Source organism: Serratia sp. MMO-28 (assembly GCF_037199905.1).
Taxonomy (GTDB): domain Bacteria; phylum Pseudomonadota; class Gammaproteobacteria; order Enterobacterales; family Enterobacteriaceae; genus Chania; species Chania oryzae.
The window spans coordinates 41,796-60,499 of the sequence record NZ_JBBCVB010000032.1 but is presented as its reverse complement, the minus strand read 5'-3'; the positions used below and the strand labels follow the sequence as shown (position 1 = coordinate 60,499).

At 48.1% G+C, this 18,704-nt stretch carries 19 protein-coding genes; 17 read left to right on the top strand and 2 right to left on the bottom strand.

Going from position 1 to position 18,704, the window contains the following annotated elements; all coding sequences use genetic code 11:
- A partial coding sequence (locus WG891_RS22670; protein ID WP_336819800.1) for an LPD7 domain-containing protein occupies positions 1-1,860 on the top strand: 1,860 nt, incomplete at its 5' end.
- Positions 1,826-2,338 (top strand): hypothetical protein, encoded by a 513-nt coding sequence (locus WG891_RS22665; RefSeq protein ID WP_336819798.1) that lies wholly within the window; start codon positions 1,826-1,828, stop codon positions 2,336-2,338. The genes WG891_RS22670 and WG891_RS22665, both read left to right, overlap by 35 nt.
- Here WG891_RS22665 and WG891_RS22660 read toward each other — a convergent pair whose 3' ends face one another.
- Together WG891_RS22660 and WG891_RS22655 are read right to left on the bottom strand one after the other, a co-directional pair.
- On the bottom strand, positions 2,339-2,494 hold the full coding sequence (locus WG891_RS22660) for an Hha/YmoA family nucleoid-associated regulatory protein (protein WP_223430955.1): 156 nt from the start codon (positions 2,492-2,494) through the stop codon (positions 2,339-2,341).
- 28 nt (positions 2,495-2,522) lie between these two features.
- Positions 2,523-2,933, bottom strand: coding sequence for an H-NS family nucleoid-associated regulatory protein (locus tag WG891_RS22655; protein WP_336819796.1), 411 nt, complete (start codon positions 2,931-2,933; stop codon positions 2,523-2,525).
- A 67-nt stretch (positions 2,934-3,000) separates the two neighbouring features.
- Here WG891_RS22655 and WG891_RS22650 point away from each other — a divergent pair, with 67 nt between their 5' ends.
- The 15 genes from WG891_RS22650 (at position 3,001) to repA (ending at position 17,802) form a co-directional block, all read left to right on the top strand.
- Positions 3,001-3,714 carry a DotI/IcmL family type IV secretion protein gene (locus tag WG891_RS22650; RefSeq protein ID WP_336819794.1) on the top strand — a complete coding sequence of 238 codons (714 nt, stop codon included), beginning with the start codon at positions 3,001-3,003 and terminating at the stop codon, positions 3,712-3,714.
- An 8-nt stretch (positions 3,715-3,722) separates the two neighbouring features.
- Positions 3,723-4,874, top strand: coding sequence for a DotH/IcmK family type IV secretion protein (locus WG891_RS22645; protein ID WP_077256340.1), 1,152 nt, complete (start codon positions 3,723-3,725; stop codon positions 4,872-4,874).
- A gap of 11 nt (positions 4,875-4,885) precedes the next feature.
- A complete protein-coding gene (gene traO, locus WG891_RS22640) occupies positions 4,886-6,235 on the top strand; it encodes a conjugal transfer protein TraO (protein ID WP_040027854.1) in 1,350 nt (449 codons plus the stop codon).
- A gap of 11 nt (positions 6,236-6,246) precedes the next feature.
- Entirely contained in the window at positions 6,247-6,951 is a 705-nt protein-coding gene (gene traP / locus WG891_RS22635; protein WP_336819790.1) for a conjugal transfer protein TraP, read from the top strand.
- A gap of 23 nt (positions 6,952-6,974) precedes the next feature.
- The gene (gene traQ / locus WG891_RS22630) at positions 6,975-7,505 is read left to right on the top strand and encodes a conjugal transfer protein TraQ (protein ID WP_011091077.1); all 531 of its coding nucleotides are present in this window, start codon (positions 6,975-6,977) and stop codon (positions 7,503-7,505) included.
- Between the two features lie 16 nt (positions 7,506-7,521).
- A complete protein-coding gene (locus WG891_RS22625) occupies positions 7,522-7,911 on the top strand; it encodes a DUF6750 family protein (RefSeq protein ID WP_040027852.1) in 390 nt (129 codons plus the stop codon).
- 45 nt (positions 7,912-7,956) lie between these two features.
- Positions 7,957-8,451: a hypothetical protein gene (locus WG891_RS22620; protein WP_004187480.1), complete on the top strand. Its 495-nt coding sequence runs from the start codon at positions 7,957-7,959 to the stop codon at positions 8,449-8,451.
- Positions 8,448-11,498: a conjugal transfer protein gene (locus WG891_RS22615; protein WP_336819786.1), complete on the top strand. Its 3,051-nt coding sequence runs from the start codon at positions 8,448-8,450 to the stop codon at positions 11,496-11,498. The genes WG891_RS22620 and WG891_RS22615 overlap by 4 nt, the downstream gene beginning before the upstream one ends.
- Positions 11,495-12,703: a conjugal transfer protein TraW gene (gene traW, locus WG891_RS22610; protein WP_336819784.1), complete on the top strand. Its 1,209-nt coding sequence runs from the start codon at positions 11,495-11,497 to the stop codon at positions 12,701-12,703. The genes WG891_RS22615 and traW overlap by 4 nt, the downstream gene beginning before the upstream one ends.
- The gene (locus WG891_RS22605; RefSeq protein ID WP_336819782.1) at positions 12,700-13,296 is read left to right on the top strand and encodes a TraX-like protein; all 597 of its coding nucleotides are present in this window, start codon (positions 12,700-12,702) and stop codon (positions 13,294-13,296) included. Before traW ends, WG891_RS22605 begins: the two co-directional genes overlap by 4 nt.
- Complete coding sequence (locus tag WG891_RS22600; protein WP_336819781.1) at positions 13,289-15,484, top strand: DotA/TraY family protein; 2,196 nt, start codon at positions 13,289-13,291, stop codon at positions 15,482-15,484. The genes WG891_RS22605 and WG891_RS22600 overlap by 8 nt, the downstream gene beginning before the upstream one ends.
- A 1-nt stretch (position 15,485) precedes the next feature.
- A complete protein-coding gene (locus WG891_RS22595) occupies positions 15,486-16,139 on the top strand; it encodes a hypothetical protein (protein WP_272637912.1) in 654 nt (217 codons plus the stop codon).
- Positions 16,140-16,220: 81 nt separating this feature from the next.
- Positions 16,221-16,451 (top strand): IncL/M type plasmid replication protein RepC, encoded by a 231-nt coding sequence (gene repC, locus WG891_RS22590; RefSeq protein WP_011091085.1) that lies wholly within the window; start codon positions 16,221-16,223, stop codon positions 16,449-16,451.
- A 248-nt stretch (positions 16,452-16,699) separates the two neighbouring features.
- Entirely contained in the window at positions 16,700-16,750 is a 51-nt protein-coding gene (gene repB / locus WG891_RS27115) for an IncL/M-type plasmid replication leader peptide RepB (protein ID WP_349809140.1), read from the top strand.
- On the top strand, positions 16,747-17,802 hold the full coding sequence (gene repA, locus WG891_RS22585) for a plasmid replication initiator RepA (protein WP_336819780.1): 1,056 nt from the start codon (positions 16,747-16,749) through the stop codon (positions 17,800-17,802). The genes repB and repA overlap by 4 nt, the downstream gene beginning before the upstream one ends.
- The last annotated feature ends 902 nt before the right edge of the window (positions 17,803-18,704 follow it).

Here is an 18,704-nt window from a genome sequence, read left to right as displayed (position 1 = left end):
GCTGCAGAACCGGAGGAAGCCGCGCCGGTGGCCAGCGCCCCTGCAGCTGCTGAACCGGAGGAAGCCGTGTCGGTGGCCAGCGCCCCTGCAGCTGCTGAACCGGAATACGCCACACCAACAGATCGAGACGGCGATGATGAAGAGAGTAATAGCGCCAGTGATCTTGAGGCGTATGCCGCAATGATGGCTTTTGGCGGTGAAACAACTGGCACTGCTCAGCAACAGCCTGAAGGAATGTCGGCAGGCGAACCAGTGGCTAATAACACCACGACGGAAAATGAGACAGAAGAGAAGAAGAAAAAAACAACCGAAGAACTGGAGAACGGCATTCGCTGGGCAACCAACGATAATGCTGAAACACCCCCAAAAGAACGTATAGACCTGGAAGGGTTGATTGCCCGGTTTGGATACAGAGCAGAGAAAGACTATACGGCGTATACACTTGATGGACAGGATGCGTTTTACGATTACGGCTCACATCTGCGTATGGCTAATCCTGAAGCCAGCCAGAGCGATGAGATGATCCTGGCGGCCGTTCTTACCGCGGATAAGCAACATCATCGCGGTATTGAAATCACCGGCAGTGACGAATTCAAAGAGCGAGTATTTAATCTCATCAGTGAATACAACATTGAGGTGAAACTGACTAACCCAGAACAAAGGGTTAAATTGCTCGAACTCAAAAAAGCAAATGAAACAGCAAAAGAAACGGCAAAAGAAAATGTTGCTGATTCAAATGCAAATAAGCAGGAAGGGGCAAACGAAAAGGCAAATTCATCAGTACAGCAGAATGGAATGCGCTGGGAAGAATCGGCCTCTGTACAGCCGAAGAAGCAGAATGCCTCTGATACTCAAAAGGAAGATAAAGCTGTAGGTGAATCCTGGGAGAAAGGCGTTATCGTCGCGCATGGACGTGCTAAGTATGAGTGGAAAGAAGATGAATCCATGAACTACTTTGTCACCCTCAAAAATGAACATGGAGAGAAGACACTCTGGGGGAAAGACCTTGAGAGAGCGGTTAAAGATGCTGGTGTAGACACAGAACGTCTTGTTACAGTCAGAAAGCTGGGGTTTGTGGATGTTGAGGTGAATGCACCTGTCCGTGATGAAAGCAACAAGATCGTTCGCTATGAAACTATCCAGACAAAACGTAATGAGTGGGAAGTAAAGCCTGTTTATCCACAGCCAACAGCAGGGAATGAGCAGGCCTATAAGCCTTCTGAACTGGTTCCGTATGATGCTGCAACCTTCCAGAAGCTCCGTACAACAATTCAGCAGATTACCGGTGTTGATCTCAGCCGCGAAGCCGTGCCTGAAAAAGAACTGTATTGGTTCCTGCCGAATGGTAAGCCAGCTCCAGAAAGTATGACAAAACCCGCAGGCTATAAACTCCCTCAAGAGTCAAAAACCGCGGGTACACCTTTGCTGATCGCACCGCATAAAAAAGGCGAACGCCCGGATTATTTCCTTGTTGAGTCTCGTAAAGGATTTATGCAAGGGATAGCAAAGGATAAGGAGTCCGGTGAGTACCATAGCGTGATTGGCAAAGTGAACAAGCGTATCGATAAAGATGGAAACTGGAAAACGTATATGACTCTTTCAGCAATCAATAAAAATGCAGAAAGTGGAATTGTTTTGCATGGTTATGGGCATGTAGATCAGGGGGGTAAAAATCTGCTTTACAAGAATACAATTGCAAATGAAAAACAACCTCAGCATTTACAAGCGGCCTCAGATGAGGTAAAAAACAAAACAGTAATGAAGCAGCTTTTTCATCCTTCAAATGCTGCAAAAAGAAAAGATGATGAAAGGAGAGAACAGACTCATGCACCAGTCGCAAAATCAGCGCCTCGGCCATAAAACAAAAACCCTACTCGTTGCAGTAGGGTTTTCCTGCATTTCTGTGAGCTCATTTGCGGCAACACAGACCTGTGCAGCATACGAACTGGCAAAAGCTGGTGCTGATGCTGCCTATAAGCAGGAAGTGGAAAGGATTAACAACGCCGCAAAAAGCGAATCCAGTACGTCTGATTCTCTCGGACAGTGCCTGGGGTCGCTATCAGTATCACTTAAAATCCCACAGTTTCCGTCTATCAGCGACATCATTGATAAGGTGAAGGATGAAGTATGCAATACGGTTAAATCGAAGATTAATGAGAAGTGGGGGAGCCTGACTAATACGACGCTGGACCCGTGGTCAACGATTTCATCCCGACTGCCAGATACGTCAGGTATCCTGCCCAACGCATCTTCTAAAAATGTGCAATTAAACAATCCGGCAGCTGCGAGTGGAAGTGGTGAGGATGCAAACAGTGATGCATTCCCGTTCCATCTGTAACTACCGGAAGAGTCCTTTCGGGATTTTATCGAATAGCTTGCCGGTTCGTATTTCAACGCGGCGGTGTTCCGCCGCGGTCAGTAAACGCATAAATTCTGTGGCAGGTAGAACATCACGTTTTGAGTCTACATACATATCAAGCGAATCTTCATTCATGAATCGTCTGACAGTATGCAGCCAGTCTTCAGCTGATTTCATATTTTTTGAGCTCATCGTCGCTCATCTCGGCAAACGCTGCAGGTCGGCGACCTTTTCCTGTCCAGGTTACGGTCTTACCATCAACTTCGGTCCGGTACTTCACTTTTCCAAAAGTGGATTTACTTTTCGTGGACGGACCAAAGAGATTTTCGAAGATCTGGAGAGCTTCATCAGCTGTAATATTGTGTTCTTCCATGAACCGCTTTGTGGCTGCGGCTTTCTCTTCAGTAGCCTTCTGTTCTTCCTTAAATTTCTCGATCATTCCCTGTGCAATGTCGGACCACATATTAATGAGTTGTTCAAGATTTTCTGGTGGGATTTTGCGCAAAACGGCGGTGGCTTTTCGTCGTTCGCACATGATAACTGCACAGGATTCGTAATCATTATGTTCGCTCATGTATACCTCATTGTTCATTAACGATCTGCGTGATTTTCTAACACAAACTTTTGAAAAGAGAAACTCTATGAAAACACAAAATAGTGAAAATATTATGGATCAAACTGAGTTGGATCAAAACTCAGCCGTTGATGATGACAGCAACGCTCTTGCTCCAGCTCTGGCCGAAGAGAGTAACCGAACGGTACAAGAAATTGTATCGAAACATGGTTTAAAAGTAATTTTGATTCAGACGGTAATCATATTAGTCGCAATCATCATCATTGGTCTTCAGGGGTACTGGCTTCACCAGAAAAAAATTAAATACATTGCAACGAATGGGGGCATGATCACAGAAGTACACCCAACCGATGAACCCGCTTACACGGCGGAAGAGGTGATGGATTTTGCCAACCGTACAATGATCAAATCGCTTTCACTGAACTTTGTGAATTACGAAAACCAATTAACCAGCGTCCGTGGCGATTTTAGTGCGGAGGGGTACGTTAGTTTCCGTAAAGCGCTGACCGATAGTGGGCTGCTGAAAGATATCAGTGATAAACGTCTGAACGTAAAACTTTCCACAACTCCTGGAACCCTGATCACGGAAGGTCTTATCCGTGGCACCAAAACCTATGCCTGGCAATACCGCATTCCGGTGACTGTTCAGCTTGTTGGCCAGGCTCAGGACTACAGACCACAACCTTACGATTTGATGGTTCAGGTACGCCGCGTCAAAGAAGACGAAGATCCACGGGGTATTCAAGTAGCGCAGGCCATTCTCAAACCCCGGAACTACTGAGGTCAATCATGAAGATTAAACTGTTAACCGTACTTATGGCCGCACTGTTTTCGGCAAATTCTGTATCTGCAGCTGATGCACCCACAGGTAATGGAGCCTCACAGCAAACGACTCCAGCTGTGCCTGGTGGTGACATTGCGCAATGGCAGCAGGCCAGTTCCGGATTGCCCGTAAACCAGCAGGCGCAGGTGCAACAGCCACCACAGCAAACAGCGCAGGAACAAGGTCAGCAGCAGGCGCAAGGCCAACAACCACAGGCACAGCCCCAACAGCGGCCAACTGCTGCACTGCCTCCCGCACCCATGCCGCAAATGCCTCCACCTCAGCAGCAGGTTACGCACGTTAATCCGCAGACACTGGAAGAGTTACCCGCACCTGTTCTGCAGCAGATCCAGCCTATTACCCCTGGTCAGGTACGGTCGGCCCGCAGCGCAATGGAAGATATGAGCGCGGCGGCCAAAACCTCACCACTAACGCCGATCCCACGAATTTCAAGCCAGACGGTATCACTGTCAGCAGGCGCATCCATTCCGCAGGTCCGGGTATTTCCAAACCAGGCAACCACAGTGACGTTTTCGGATGCTACCGGACACCCCTGGGTATTGGGTGCCCCTCCATATAATTCGAGTCCCTGTGCAACGGGTGGTGAACTGTGTGTTGGCTATATTGCAGGATCGGCGGTATTCACAATCCAGCCGACCAATGCCTATGCCAGCGGGAACATAACAGTGCTTCTGAAGGGGCTGGCCACGCCGGTCATTATTAACGTGAAGGGGGCTGAACCCTCCGTTAAATCAAAAACCGTTGATGTTGATTATCGTCTGGATCTCCGTATCCCGAAACGCAGTCCTGACACACCGGTTTATACCGCTACGCCTGAGAAAAAAATCTCACTCTATGACAAGCAGCTGCAGAGCGTACTCGACGGCATACCACCTGAAGATGCTCAGCGGTTGAAACTTAAAAACGCGCCAGGGAGTACCAAAGTCTGGCAGATCGGTGATGAGCTCTACGTCAGAAGTAACATGCAGCTGCAGGATGAGTTTGAAAAAACGCTTTCTGCTATCGATGGCACACATGTTTACGTGCTGCCGGCAACACCAGTGCTGACTTTTTCGGTTAACGGTCAGGCGCGTGACGTTGAAGTTGAGCTGAATTAAGGGGAACGACGATGGCTACAGATAAAGGTAAAGAAACCAGAAAAATGATGCTCTACGTCGGTGGCGCCGCTGCAGTTGTGGCGCTTCTGGGAGGGTACTGGTTGTTTGGCTCATCAGATGAGCCGGCAACGGGCGGGTCGCAGGTGAAGGCCCAGGGACTGGAAGGCAAAACAGGCAGGGATAAAGCCAATGATCCTCAATACAACAAGCTGCTGAATGAGTGGAATGTTGATAATTCAGATAAAGCGGCGCTCACGGGGGATAGCTTCATATCCACGTTGTCTGCCAGTAACCCGGTGGCCGTTGATTACGGCACCAAAGCACCGCCACCAAAATATTCGTGGGAATCGTCAGCAAAACCGTCGGGCGATAACAGTAAGGCGAACGATGCTGAGCAGAAAGAGCGTGAGCGTCAGGCTAAAGCGGTGGCTACGTTACTGCAGAAAATAGATCAGGCCAGAACACCCGTTGTCACGGGTGTTGCCCTTGCAACCCCTCTGGGAGCGGAGGGAAATGACAAGAACGGCGGGACCTTCTCAGGGTGGACCGATTCGGTTTATCCGCAGAACAAAAAGCCGGATGCTGAAAAACAACAGGGGGCGAAGAATAAGGCCAAAGATAAAGGAGCCCGGCTTGTATCGGCATACACGCTTGTGCCGGCGGTAATGGATACGGCGATGGACAGCGACGATCAGAACAGTATTGCTATTGCCCATGTTCCGACTGGAGCGCAGGCCGGCGCCAAATTCTATTCCGGCCAAAACCGTCTTGCCGGCGATGGTATTCGAATTCACTTCACCGGCATGGAGCTGAACGGAGTGCAGTGTAAGGTCGATGCGTATGGCGTGGCTTCCGACTCGTTGCGCGCGGCCGTTTCCTCAAATGTAAATAACCGCTGGTTCAGCCGCATTATTCTGCCGGCTGTCGCTAACGGATTAGGCCGAACTGGTCAGCTGTATGCGGACAGCAATTCGCAGATGATTATCACTGACGGCGGGAACGCATATCGCTCAACTGGCACGCCGAACGGCAAGGCGGTCGCCGGTACCATTATTGGCGGGATGGGTGAGCAGGCAGGGCGTGTCCTGGCCGACGATGCCGCTCGCCTGCCGGTTAAGCAGGTTACGGTTGACCGTAATCAGCTAATAGGCATTCAGTTTGTCGCGCCGGTGTATGAAAGCGACTGTGGCGAGAATATGGAAAATGCATCTGCAGAGCAGGCGCAGCAGCAAGCTACTCCGACACTCACCAGTGTGCCGCCTCAGCAGATGCCACAGCCACCGGCTCCTAATTACCCTCAGCAAAACTTTCCCAGCTACCCCGGCTACGGGTATGGCTCCAGTAACCCGTATTACCGTTAAGGAGATTGATAATGAATCTGTTTGAAGATGACAATAAAAACGAAGCAGCTCCTGCCCAGGAACCGGTGTCTGCTAAGCCTGCTGAAAAGCCAAAACCGACAGTGACGCCAGCAGCAAAAGCGAACAAAAAGCCGCTTAATGTCAGTGACTATGCATGGATTGGTGGTATTGCTGTCATCGGCATCCTGCTATTGGTCTGGTTGTTTGGGGGCTCCGATAGTGACACTGCGCCAGCGACGGGGAATGGGGCGATCCAGTCTTCAGCGCAACGTCCGCGAGTGCAGGCTGCCCCAGCAGGGCAGGATTCTGGTGACTTCCGCGAGCAGATTTCCGGGATTCTGCTGCAGCAAAAGGAACGGCTGGACGCGATAGAATCAACTTCTAAAAATGGAATGATGATCCTTTCCAGTCAGTTACAAAGCGCTAATGAAAAAATCAAAAACCTGAACAATCAGGTTCAGGAACTGAAAATGAAAGCTGCTGGTTATGGGCCTTCATTTGGCAATCAGAGTGGAACAATTTCCGGTTCAACGTCACAGGCATTACCTTTGTTGAAAGGTTTTTCAATTAATGATTTATCTGGCGATCTTGCTTGGGTAAAATACAAAAACCAGACGTATGCTGTGAAGGTCGGAAGTCAACTTGGTGGAGTCACCATTACGGGTATCGATACTGAAAATAGAATCGTTACAACAAGTAAAGGCCTTATCCGCTAATCAGGACCTAAAAAGGCGAAACTATGGATTTAGAATCAGTATTAATTCAGGTTGCTAACGGTGGTCAGGAACCGCTGACAAGGCTAATCATAGGTGTCGCTGCAGTCGTTGGGATCATTGGTGTTATTGGATATCTGATGAGCCTGCGAAAGCAGGCCAGGCATTCTACCAAAGGTGTTGAAGTTGGCAGAATTTTTGCCGGGATCATCTTCTGTGTATGTCTCATCACGCTGAAAGCACAGATGAACTCAGGCGGTGCCACATTAGGATTTGGCGATGTCAGTTTCGGACCCGTCAGTTATGCGAGCGAATCTACGTTTGGCATGGGAGCTGCAGCAGTCAACGCAGTGCTGGGGATTGTTAGAATTCTCGGTGCATACTTTTTTTACAGGGGTATTAAGGGGTTGAAAGACTCTTACCTTGAGGGCCATACGGAGCTGTCAGCTTCGGGCACGAGAGGGGCATCCATTGTGAAAATTGTATGTGGACTACTTCTGATGTTCGATACACAAACGCTCGATGCGTTGCAGAGCACATTAAACATTCACTGGTAATCAAAAAGGATACTTTATGAAAATTGTTAAATTTATCAAAGACAAGGCATTATCTGCATCCATCGCAGCGTATCAACTGCGCGGAACGGTAGCAAAATCGTTAGTGATATTGCCGCTGGCATTACTGAGCAAAGAGGCTGCAGCTGAAACGACAATCTGGGAAAAGATCAATACCTTCACTGAAGGTATGGCCAGTACCCAGCCTGGTCTGATTACCGCTGGTAAAGTGGTTGGTGTTGTGTGCTTTATCGTAGGTCTTGTAGCTCTATGGCTCAAAAACAAACGCGGGAAAGATATCAGTGGCAGCTTCATCTTCTGGTCAATGGTTGTTGGTGCCTGTCTGGTTGGCCTGACCGCATGGATCTCTTCTGTTGGTTCAACTGTTGGCGTTGACGCAACCCTGTAATGTCCTTTCGGCCCCGCCTTGCGGGGCCAATACCGGAGTTCCCCCATGAAAGATTTTAAGCTCACCAGGAATGAACAACCTGCCAGATGCCATGTGTGCGGGATAAAGAGCAAAGATGTTTTCTCCCTCGCAGAAGATGGACAGAAAGAGAGAATGCTTTGCTCTGTATGCCTGTCGCTCGAACACCCGGAGAAAATGAAACTAGAGACTCAAACCGGACTTCTGCTGAAGAGAAATACAAACCGAAAACTCTACAGCCTGTTGTTTCGTTCAATTGCAAAGGCGGAAAAGTCAACGGACGATTCTTACCGTGAAAAGGCACAGAAACTTAAACAGATATTGCTAAGCACAACTGACGTAGTTCTAAACGAAACCGGCAGTGATGACGGATACGATTTACTGCACCTGATAAAAAAACACCATCAGTTACTTCCCATGAATTTTGACGATGAGTTTGTCACTTCTGTCGCAGAGTCAGACGAATTGCCGGATGTAAGTGACTGGAATGAAATTTACAAGGGTAAGAGAGGTTTTAAATGATTTCTTTCTTTGAGGATGTGATCGAAGGTATCTCACGCAATCTTACGTCAAATGACTCGTTAAAATACTGTGATTTGACAACGGTTGTAGGGCTTACGTCGCAGGATCGCGTTGAGCATCCTGAAATCAGGGCTCCGTACATACTGACCACGAAGAACAACGATTTTCTTACCGTTATTGAGGTTCAGGGCGCTAAATCATCGTTTGACGATAAGTCGTTTAATGACTTCATTATGCACCTTTCAAACTCGTTGTCGAATTCCTTTATTAACAGTGGCCATAAGCTGTCTGTGGTGTTTGAGCGCGACTTTACCAAGAACCAGGAAGAGCTGAATAATGTTTATAAACCGCAGGTAGCAGCAATAGAGCGCCTACAGATAGACATTAAAGACCTGATTGCCGATGACGCAAAAAAAATCGCTGCCCATTACAGCCGTGAACGCGCTTACATCGTGCTGTATACCTCGAAGGGGATGATAGCGAAGGATGAACTTAAAAACGAGCAGGCAAAAGCTGCCGGCGTACTGAAGGATATCCCGCAGACTCGCTTCAGTCAGAACCCAATCGAATTTCAGCTTGAAGGTTTGAAGATCACTCATGACGCGATGCTGTGGCGCCTGATTGGTATGCTTCAGGGGGATGATGAGTCGGGTATGGGGCTTCTGGTTGATGTGCTCGATGTCAAACACGCTGGCGCAATGATGCGTCAGATGCTGTTCCGGAACTCAACATCAGAAAACTGGTACCCTCGCACGCCGTTTGACCAAAATCTGCGAATTTATGGCGCCCCACGGAAAGACAATATCGACTCCGTGTTGCCGCCGCGGCTGAATATCCAGATCATGGAAGGGGAACTGGAAGAAGATGGTGGCCTGATTTACTGCGATGGCAAATATTACGGCTCTGTTGCCCTTGAGTTGCCACCACTTCACCCTGTCAAATTTAAGCAGTTATTCAACGCGATTAACCGGAAAATCCCGTACCGGATAAAATATGATTTTATGGGCGGGGGCAAAAAAGCACTGTTCTGGCCATCAGTGATAATCTCTTTCCTTCGTTTCATTCCCTCACTCGGTACTATCGCGCGTGATATGGATTATGTCGGGGCCCAGAGCGAAACCGATCCAACGGCTATCATGGCCATCAACTTTGCCACCTGGGGTGACACTAAGGATGAAGCCAAACGCAACCTGGCGGCTTTAACTAAGGCGATTGAAGGCTGGGGCGTATCAGGTGTGTCCAAGACATATGGCAATCCTGGTAGCGCACTGATTGCATCCGTTCCGGGGCTAACGACGGCCACACCTGGTTCATTGCATTATCCGCCGTTGAGTGAAGGCTTGCGGATGTTACCTTTTGAACGTCCGGCCAGCCCCTGGCATGGTAAAGGCAATATTAACTTCATCACGCTCGATGGCAAGCTGTTCCCCTATCAAATCGCCAGTCCCCTGCAGGAGAAATTTACGGATGTCATCACCGGTGTTCCTGGTTCAGGTAAAAGCGTGCTGGCCAACCGCCTTAACCTGAGTTCGATTTACCGGGCTGATAAAAAACTGCCTTATCTGACCATCATTGATAAGGGCTACAGTGCAAAAGGTATCGCCGATCTGATTAGCGCTGAGCTGCCGGCAGAGAAACGCCACCAGATTGCCAGTATCACCCTTAACAATGACGAATCGCACTGTATTAACATCTGCGATACGCAGTTAGGCTCAAGGTATCTGACGCAGTTTGAGGAAGTATTCTTAAAACAGATGCTTAACGCATTCTGTATTGATCCAGCAATTGGCCAGCCGCCAGATGCAATGAGCGTTGGCCAAATCGTCAGTAAGGTTGTATCAAAGGTATACAAAGCAAAAGCTCATTCCGATGCAAATAAGTTTAAGTATAACGATCCAGTTGTTAATAAAGCTCTGAAAGAATCCGGTCTGGATATGGAGCTCGGCGATGACTGGTTTGAAAATGCTACATGGTGGGAAGTCGTTGATAAGCTGTTCGCAAAAAAATATCTTCATGCTGCAACTGTAGCCCAGCGTTACGCAGTGCCGACCATATACGATTTCATTAGCGAACTACAAACAGAAGGCTTTAGTAGCCAATACGCTGATGTAAAAGTCAATGGAAGTGAGCCTGTAGTAAATTTCGTTGCACGTTGTTTCCAGGCTGCAGCAGCTGACTATGCCATTTTCTCAGGTATTACGGTTTATGATTTCAGCCCTGAGACTCGCATTGCGATCCTGGATATGCAAAACGTCCTCGGTGACAGAACGACACCTGCAGGTAAGCTCAAATCCGGCATTATGTATCTTTTTGCACGCCAGATGGCTGTGCGTAACTACTACCTGCCTCAGTCCGCAGAAACCTTCATTCCAGCTTTACCGGACCAGTACAGGGCTTATCACCAGGCGCGTATCAGGGAACTCTCAGAAGAGGTTAAACATACCTTTTATGATGAGTGTCATAACTTTGCCGGCATCGACTTCATTCAAAATGCGCTGAATACAGCTGACCTTGAAGATCGTAAATTCAACGTTCGTACTGCGTTCTCGTCTCAGTATCTGAGCCATATGCCTTCGAGTGTGCTTAAAACCATGAACAGCCTGTTTATGATGCGCCTGACGGAAGGAGATGAAGAGTATCTGAAGCAATTAGAGATCAACATCCCGGCCGATATCCTGCGTCGTTTCAGACAGCTTCCGCAAGGGGTTTATCCGGACGGAAGTGGTACTGCATTTCTCGGTATTTTTAAAACAAAACGCGGTCTGATTTGCCATATTCTGAAAAATACATTAGGTCCAAAACTGCTTTGGGCATTGAACTCATCTGCAAAAGACAGGGCGCTCAGGGATGTGCTTTATGAAGAGTTGGGAACGAAACAAGCAAGGGAAGTATTAGCAAATAGATTCCCTATGGGCAGTGCATCAAGTATCATAGATGAAATGGTAGTCAATCAGGGTGGTGAGCGTGATTCAGAAGAAGAATCACAAACTATGGCGATGAAGCTCGCTAAAGAAATCATTTCTGATGTGAGAAGGGGATTCAGATGATAAAAATCGGAAAAGCAAAACGGTCAGTGATGGCCGTTTCAATTCTGGCCTTCAGCGTGCAGTCAGCATTTGCCTATACGGTCAACGTTAACAGCAGCATTCCCATCTCAACGCAGGTTATGCCGGCGTTGAGCACAGCTAATGGCCTGTTAGGTAACATCCAGGCCACGCTGATTAACATTGGTACGGCAATCAGCCAGCAGGGCGATCGGCAGGCAGCATTAATGCAGCAGGTGGCTGAAACTAACCGACAGTTCGAAGTCGAGCAAAAGCGTAATGACCGGCTGCTGCAGGCACAGGATAAGTACCGTGTTCCGGATGATATCTGTGCGCAGTCTATTGGCGGTGGCGCTGCGGGGGTATCCTCTGCGGCCGCTGGCGGTCAGCGAACGCTGGGAAGCGCCAGTTCTGCGAAAGATGTTAAGGCCATTTTTGAAGTGCCGGCACGCGCAACCGACGTGGACGCTTCGTCAACGGCTGAAGTTCACAGCCAGTACTGCGACAGTTCGGATTATGCTGCATTTGGCGGGACTTCATTCTGCCCAAGTGTCTCTGACATGCCGCGGGCAGATACGTCGCTGAGCTCGTTGCTTTATGGCGCCGGCAAAGAAGGCAAGGCACCTGATCTGACGTTTACAGATGAGCAGACAGATGCGGCGCTGCGCTATATGAAAAATACCGCGTTGCGCAGTGCTGGCCGTCAGCTGAGCCGTGGGGAAGTTAAAGGCGCCAGCGGGCGAATTTACCTGGGCATGATTCAGCAATACCAGGCGCTCACCGACGCGGCCGCACAACCTCAGATGGAAATGATCGCCAATTCCAAACCGAACCCGGCCACTGATGCCGCACTTGCAGACGCGCGCAAAGTGCCGGAAGTCGAATCCTATTTCCAGGCGACGGCCAGTAACAGAGCGAAACAGCTTAACCGTATGTCTGCCAGAGAGTTTGAGGAATTCGAAGTAGGTCGCCGTTACAGCAACCCTGCTTACCAGGCGACGCTGACCAACAAGAACACCGAAGATTTGATACGTGAGCAAATCAATATCGCCAACCTGAACAACTGGTTAGTGCTGAAAACCAAACAGCAGCTGGAGAAACAAAATGTGCTGCTTGGCCAGATCCTGGCGAACGACGCATATCAAACATACAAACCGATGCTGGCAGCACAGCTGGAGAGTGTGAACGCGGGGGTATCCAGAAAATGACAGACGAAAATAAAACAGGGGAAGAAGTTACAAAATCCCCTGGCCGCATGAAAAAAGCGGTTTATCATATTACCGGAATTAGTGATATTCAGTTTATGTGGAAATCACTAAGAGAATCTATCAGCCTGCTCAATGAGCGGGCTTCTTTCGTTAAGAAGCAGATCAAAAATTTGGAAGCCCCGGCCGAAAAATCAGCTTCGAATCAATCGTTTGAGGATGTTGTTAAAAATAGTTCCATTCCCTTAGAACAACATCTAGCTAAAGCCGGTAAGTATAAGAAATATTGGTTATGTTGCTTATTTATTGCTGTTTTTGTTTCCCTGTTTTTAATCGCTGGCTGTGTAAAATTGATTGTTAATGCTGAATACAATGTAAGCCTTCTGAAGGTGACATTAACGCTCAGTTTAATGTTTGCTGTTTGTATCTACTCGTTTGTAAAAGCAATGACTTATGAATTTTTAGGTTGGCAATTACGGAATGAGGCCCATTCTGAAGAAGAATTCGGTACATTGAGACATTTTATTAACGATAACGGTGTGCGCAATACATTTAATTTTGAACAAGCTGGCCAGAGTCGGGGGGCGCATGAATAAGTCAAGAAACACATTGGTCGCATTGTTGCCGCTATCGTTTTTCATTACCCCGGCATATTCTGCAGATCTCGGAATTGATAGTATTACAGAGGCTGCTAAACGGTCTGGTGATTTGTCACGTCAGATGCTGCATACGGTTTTTGGTGAAGTGGTAAACAATCCTTTCAGTCCGTCAGGTGATGGATTATTAAATAACGTATTTTTCACGGTGAATGAGGTTATCGCCATATTAGCGCTGATTTATATGGCGATAATCAGTATTAAAAAGCTACATCAGGCAGGGCAGCTTGGGAAGTTTATAGAGGGTGATGGGAATAATGCCTTCAATTTTGTTAAAACAACATTCGGCTGGCTCCTTTTGGTTCCAACTGCTGTTGGATGGTCCGTTGCACAACTGCTCTTCCTGTGGTGTGGGTCCATCATAGGTGTAGGTTCTGCCAATGTTATTGCAGATAAAACAGCGTCGGAACTAGCGAGCGGCAAAGCTGTTTATATAACGCCAGTGATGCCAGAAATGGCTTCTGTGGCTAAAGGAATGTTCGAAATGAACTTGTGCGCTCTTGGTGTCAATCAAGGGTTAGCTCAGATGGAGGCTTCAGGCCAACATTATGAAAGTAATAGCCAGATGAAGTTTAATACTGGTGATTCTAGTTACTCAATTTCAGTTGACAATGGTTCTGCTGTTTGTGGGACTGTTAAATTACCACAAAAGCCTACAGGTTGGACTTCGGTATTCTCCAGTGGTTACGCTGATTCTGTTTATGCAGTTCAACAGCAGGCTACAGACTCGCTTTGGAGTAAGATGAAGAATACAGCAGAGCAATTTAACTCTGCTTATATGTCTAAAATGCGTTCAGGAGATGGGCAACTGCCTGACGTTGAAACTGCAATTCAGACAGCAGCAAGAGATTACCAACAACAAGTTCAGCAAGCTGCAGACAATGCTGCCGGAAGCAATGATATGCTCCAGAAAATGGAGTCTGATATAAAGGAAAAAGGATGGCTATATCTTGGTATTTATTATCATACCCTGGCAACTGCTAACACTGAGTTGAAGGACGTTGCTAATCTGAAACCTATTGTATCTGGGATAAGTGGTGATGGTGATGTAGGTTCTACGGACTATTATAAAGGTCTGTTCCAAGCATATCATTCACAACTAAAAAACAGTACCTACACTCCCCCTTTAGGTACTGCTGATAATGCTTTAGCTCAGAACATTGACAATAAAGGCATCGAAGAAGCGGCAAAAAGTGGTGATGCGGATTCGTTGATTACCAAAATTTTCAACTTTAATGTTACTTCATGGCTTGCCACTAGAAACTACGGCACTGGCGATGGATACAGCGATGTAACAAATCCCTTGTTGAAAATGAAAGCCATTGGTGATTACACCATGTTTACTGCTGAGAGTGGTCTAGCTGCTTGGGGTGCTGTTAATGTCGCAATGAGTGTTGCAGATGGTAATAACGCTGCCGGAATGGGGGCGGGATTACTTAATTTCTTCACATCCGGCAAGGATATTATTAAGGGTGTAATTAAAACGGCGGCTCCGATCGTATACATGATTTTAGTCGCTCTGTTCTGTATAGGGTTAACGCTTTCAATTTGGCTTCCATTTGTTCCATTTATCTATTGGTTTGTTGCAATGGCTGATTGGTTAGTTACTTTGCTGACTGGTATCGTTGCATCTTCATTGTGGGCCGCTACCCATATTAACATTGGCCAAACTAATGAGGACCGGTCAACGTATGGATATATTTTCCTGATAGATGTGATGATTCGACCACTGTTGATGGTAATGGGATTCATTTTTGCATCATTGGCCATTGTGGCTCTTGGCACCGCGCTTAACTATATTTTTAAAACAGCAATGGAAAATGTACAGGCAGATTCAACAACTGGCCTTTGGTCAATGATAGGTATCCTGTTTGTCTACGCAAGGATGTGTACAGGTATGGTTGCTAGGGTATTTGCATTGCCTGCAAGGATGCCTAACTACGTCATCAGCTGGATTGGTAACAAGCATAACGATTCAATTCTTGGTGATATGCAGAATCATGTTCACGACCTATTTGCTGCATTTGGTCGTGGAGCAAAAAATACAGGTGGACGTCCTTCTGGGCCGAAGAACTTCAACCCAACCAATACGGTTGATAAAGATAAAGATGGTATAGCGGGGGCGTAATATGAAAGGATATTCGTATACTGTTGTCGATAACAACATGGCTAAATCGAAAGGTGTTGGCTATTATCTGTCACGCCTGTCTGTAGCCATAAGTATAGTTATTTTAACCATAAGTCTTCCGTTGACTGTTTATTCTGGTTTTCTTACTTTAGGTGGAACCCTGGCATTGGCGTGGTTTGTTGCTCTACTTGTTTTCGATGCCGTACTGATCACATATGTTGTTCGCCAGGTAAAAAGTAAAGGAGTCAAAAAGGTTGTTGCAGGTATGAGAGTTTATGGATGCTTTAATCCATCGGCTAAAGAGGAACAATACATGCCAGCACAGAAAACATATTTTGGTATAGACATAGACTCTGGTGTTGTTGGGATTGCCGCCCTTTATGCTGTACAGGCCTCTATTAAGCAAAAGAGAATTTTATTTGAGGCCGAGACAATTGAGTCTTGGGAGTATACTGATAGTAAACTTGTCGTGAATCTCCGGAACCGACATGTACCTACTGTTGAAATTATTTTGCTCAATGCCGGCACAGCATATCGTCAGCTAGAAATGTTAACCAGGATGCATGAGCAACATAAAAAATACAGGGGAGAAAAATATCTCCAGTGGCGAAAGACAATGCTTGATGAAGGTTGGATGCTGCCGCGAACGTATTGATGTTTACTTCCAAACCGCCTGAAAAGGCGGTTTTTTCATGTATACTCAGGTGGTTATAGTCGTATGCTGTGGGAGGAAGTAGTGAACAGAGTTACTGAGCGTCAGGAACAGAAGAGTAACCCGGAGTTCCAGAGAGAGTACCGGAACCGTATCCGGGAAACACACGACCAGTTAAACCTTTATCTCCCCAAAGATGCAAAAAGAATGTTGATAGAGATCACAAAAGTTAAAAAACTCACTCAGGCTGAAGTTATTGAATTTCTTGTCAAAAGTTATTATGACGGCTTAAAATTTGACGATTCTGAAGAGTGATCTTACTATGTAAAAGCGGGATCGCAGGTATTGCCCCGCTAAGAAACGCATGATATGTTAAGCGGCGTTTACATAACCTTACGGGGTTATTACAGAATTTAGCACGGGAAGAGCGGCCCGGAGATGTACCGCTTAGGAGTGGCAGGAGCCACAAAAAGTAAAACCCCCTGATCCCTGTAGGAAACTTTGGCCGGTCTCTCAGGAATCAGGGGGTGCAAACTGCCCACTGGCAGAAAGGATTATAGCAAATGCATACCCTATTGCAATACAGCCCGGCCAATATGTGCAGGGGCTGGTGAATCAAAAGAATCCATACCTACAGCTTTCTGACATTGAGTCAGTAGAAGGTCTTTCGCCGGAGTTCATCTCCTGGCTTGAAAGCCAATCCCCTAAAGAATCACCCCGGCAACTGCCTTTAAATGAAGGTGCTGAACCAGCGCGCAAAACCCGCCGTCGTCGCGGTACGCACTCAACGGCGTGTCTCTGCCCGGAACCCAGCTGGTACCGACCGGACAACTTCAAAAAGCTCCCTGGCCAGCTTGGCCATGCCTACAACCGCCTTGTTCGCCGCGATCGCAAAACCGGGGCTTTAAGTCTGCGGATGCGGATCAGCCGCCACCCGTATTTTGTGCAGCTGCGCGAGCAGGCCGGCCGGAAGCGGGACTTCCGCCCGGAGCGGGAGAATCTGCTTGATGCCATCGTGCCGCTTATGGTCAGCACGGTTGACCGGGCAACACATATAGACACTATCAACCTCAGCAAAATGGCGTGGCAGCTCAGCGAAAAGGACAGTGAAGGGAACGTGATCCGGAAGGTGACGGTTCCGCGGGTTTGCCGGCTGCTGCAGCACATGATGGAGTACGGGTTACTGGCGCTGCCTGAAGGCGTCACATGGGACCCGTTTAACCGCAAGTGGTTCCCCAAGCATGTCGTGCTGACGGAACGGCTCTGGAAGATAATCGGCGTTGATCTCGATAAGCTGTATGCGGAGCAGGCCGAACAGGTGGCCGCTGAAGCTGAAGGATGGATAACCCGCGATGAGCATGGCCAGGCGGAAGAAATATCTGTCAAGGCGGCGCGCCGGCGCTGGTATGAGAACATGATGCACGCAACGCTGGTTCGCCGGCGTGAAGCCGCCCTGAAGGGGAAGCGCGAGAAGAAGCTGAAAGCGCTGGCCGAACAGCCCTTTGACGACCGTGTATATGCCATGTCCGTTCATCTGATGCGGACGCTGCCGAAAGACGAACTGCACGCGCTGTCGCCTGAACAGTTCACGCAACGCGTATTCAGCCACCTTTATCAGCTCGATCTGGGGCTGGAGAGGGAAGCAGGCCCCCCTGCTTATCACTGATTTTCTCCCCCTGTAATTTTCTAACCGCCGCCTGGCGGTTTTCGTGCTGGCCAGCCGGCGCGACCTGCTCAAATTTCCTCCAGTTCTAACGTGTGGCCATCGTGATTTTTTGACGTTCTGGCGCCGCCGGTGGATAACCGGCAGCGAAATCACCACTATCCACAGTTATCCGCAAAGGAGGAAATAAAGTGACCTGCAATCGTGGTCAAAGCAAGCTGCAATACACTCTTAACTTCTTTAAAAAGATGTTTATTCAATAAAGAGATCACTGTTATTCAGGCACAATTTTCTGTGGATTATGGGGATATGCCTGGCCTTTCAGCGCCGCTACGCGGCACGACGGCCAGAATGGTCGCTATGCTCCCAGGTTAGCACCCGGCAAATGCCGGGCAGGGTGGCCAGCAGAAACCTCCAGGACGGATTCTTCTTTGCCCCACCGTGCTTTTCCCCGCCGAGCCAACGGCTCGGCAGAAAAAAGCATGATGGATGTTGTAACTATGAACACCCCCGTAAGACGTCAGGGCTGCGACACGCAGCCCTGACGTCAACGCTACTACCCACGCGCCCGGTGTGCCGCTAACGTCACACCGCCCGCTCGCAGTAGCCAGGGGGCAATGTGGCCACAGATTTACCTGCAGGGCAGTCTGGCAGGTAAATCGCCTGCCATATCGTGCAATGCCTTTCAGGCAGTCAACGCAAGTGTCAGCTGTCAGTTTTAAAATTAACAGGGAAAAGAGGATCGATTTAGCCGCGGTTATCCACGTCAGCCGCTCTCTGGCGCGTTAAACAGGGTAAGACAGGGGAATATTGCTCTTTTTGCAGTGAAGGCCACAGAGAGCGTTTTAGGCGCTTATTATGCTGAATGGGCCGATTTGAGAAAGTGCGGCTAAGATGGTTGGTAA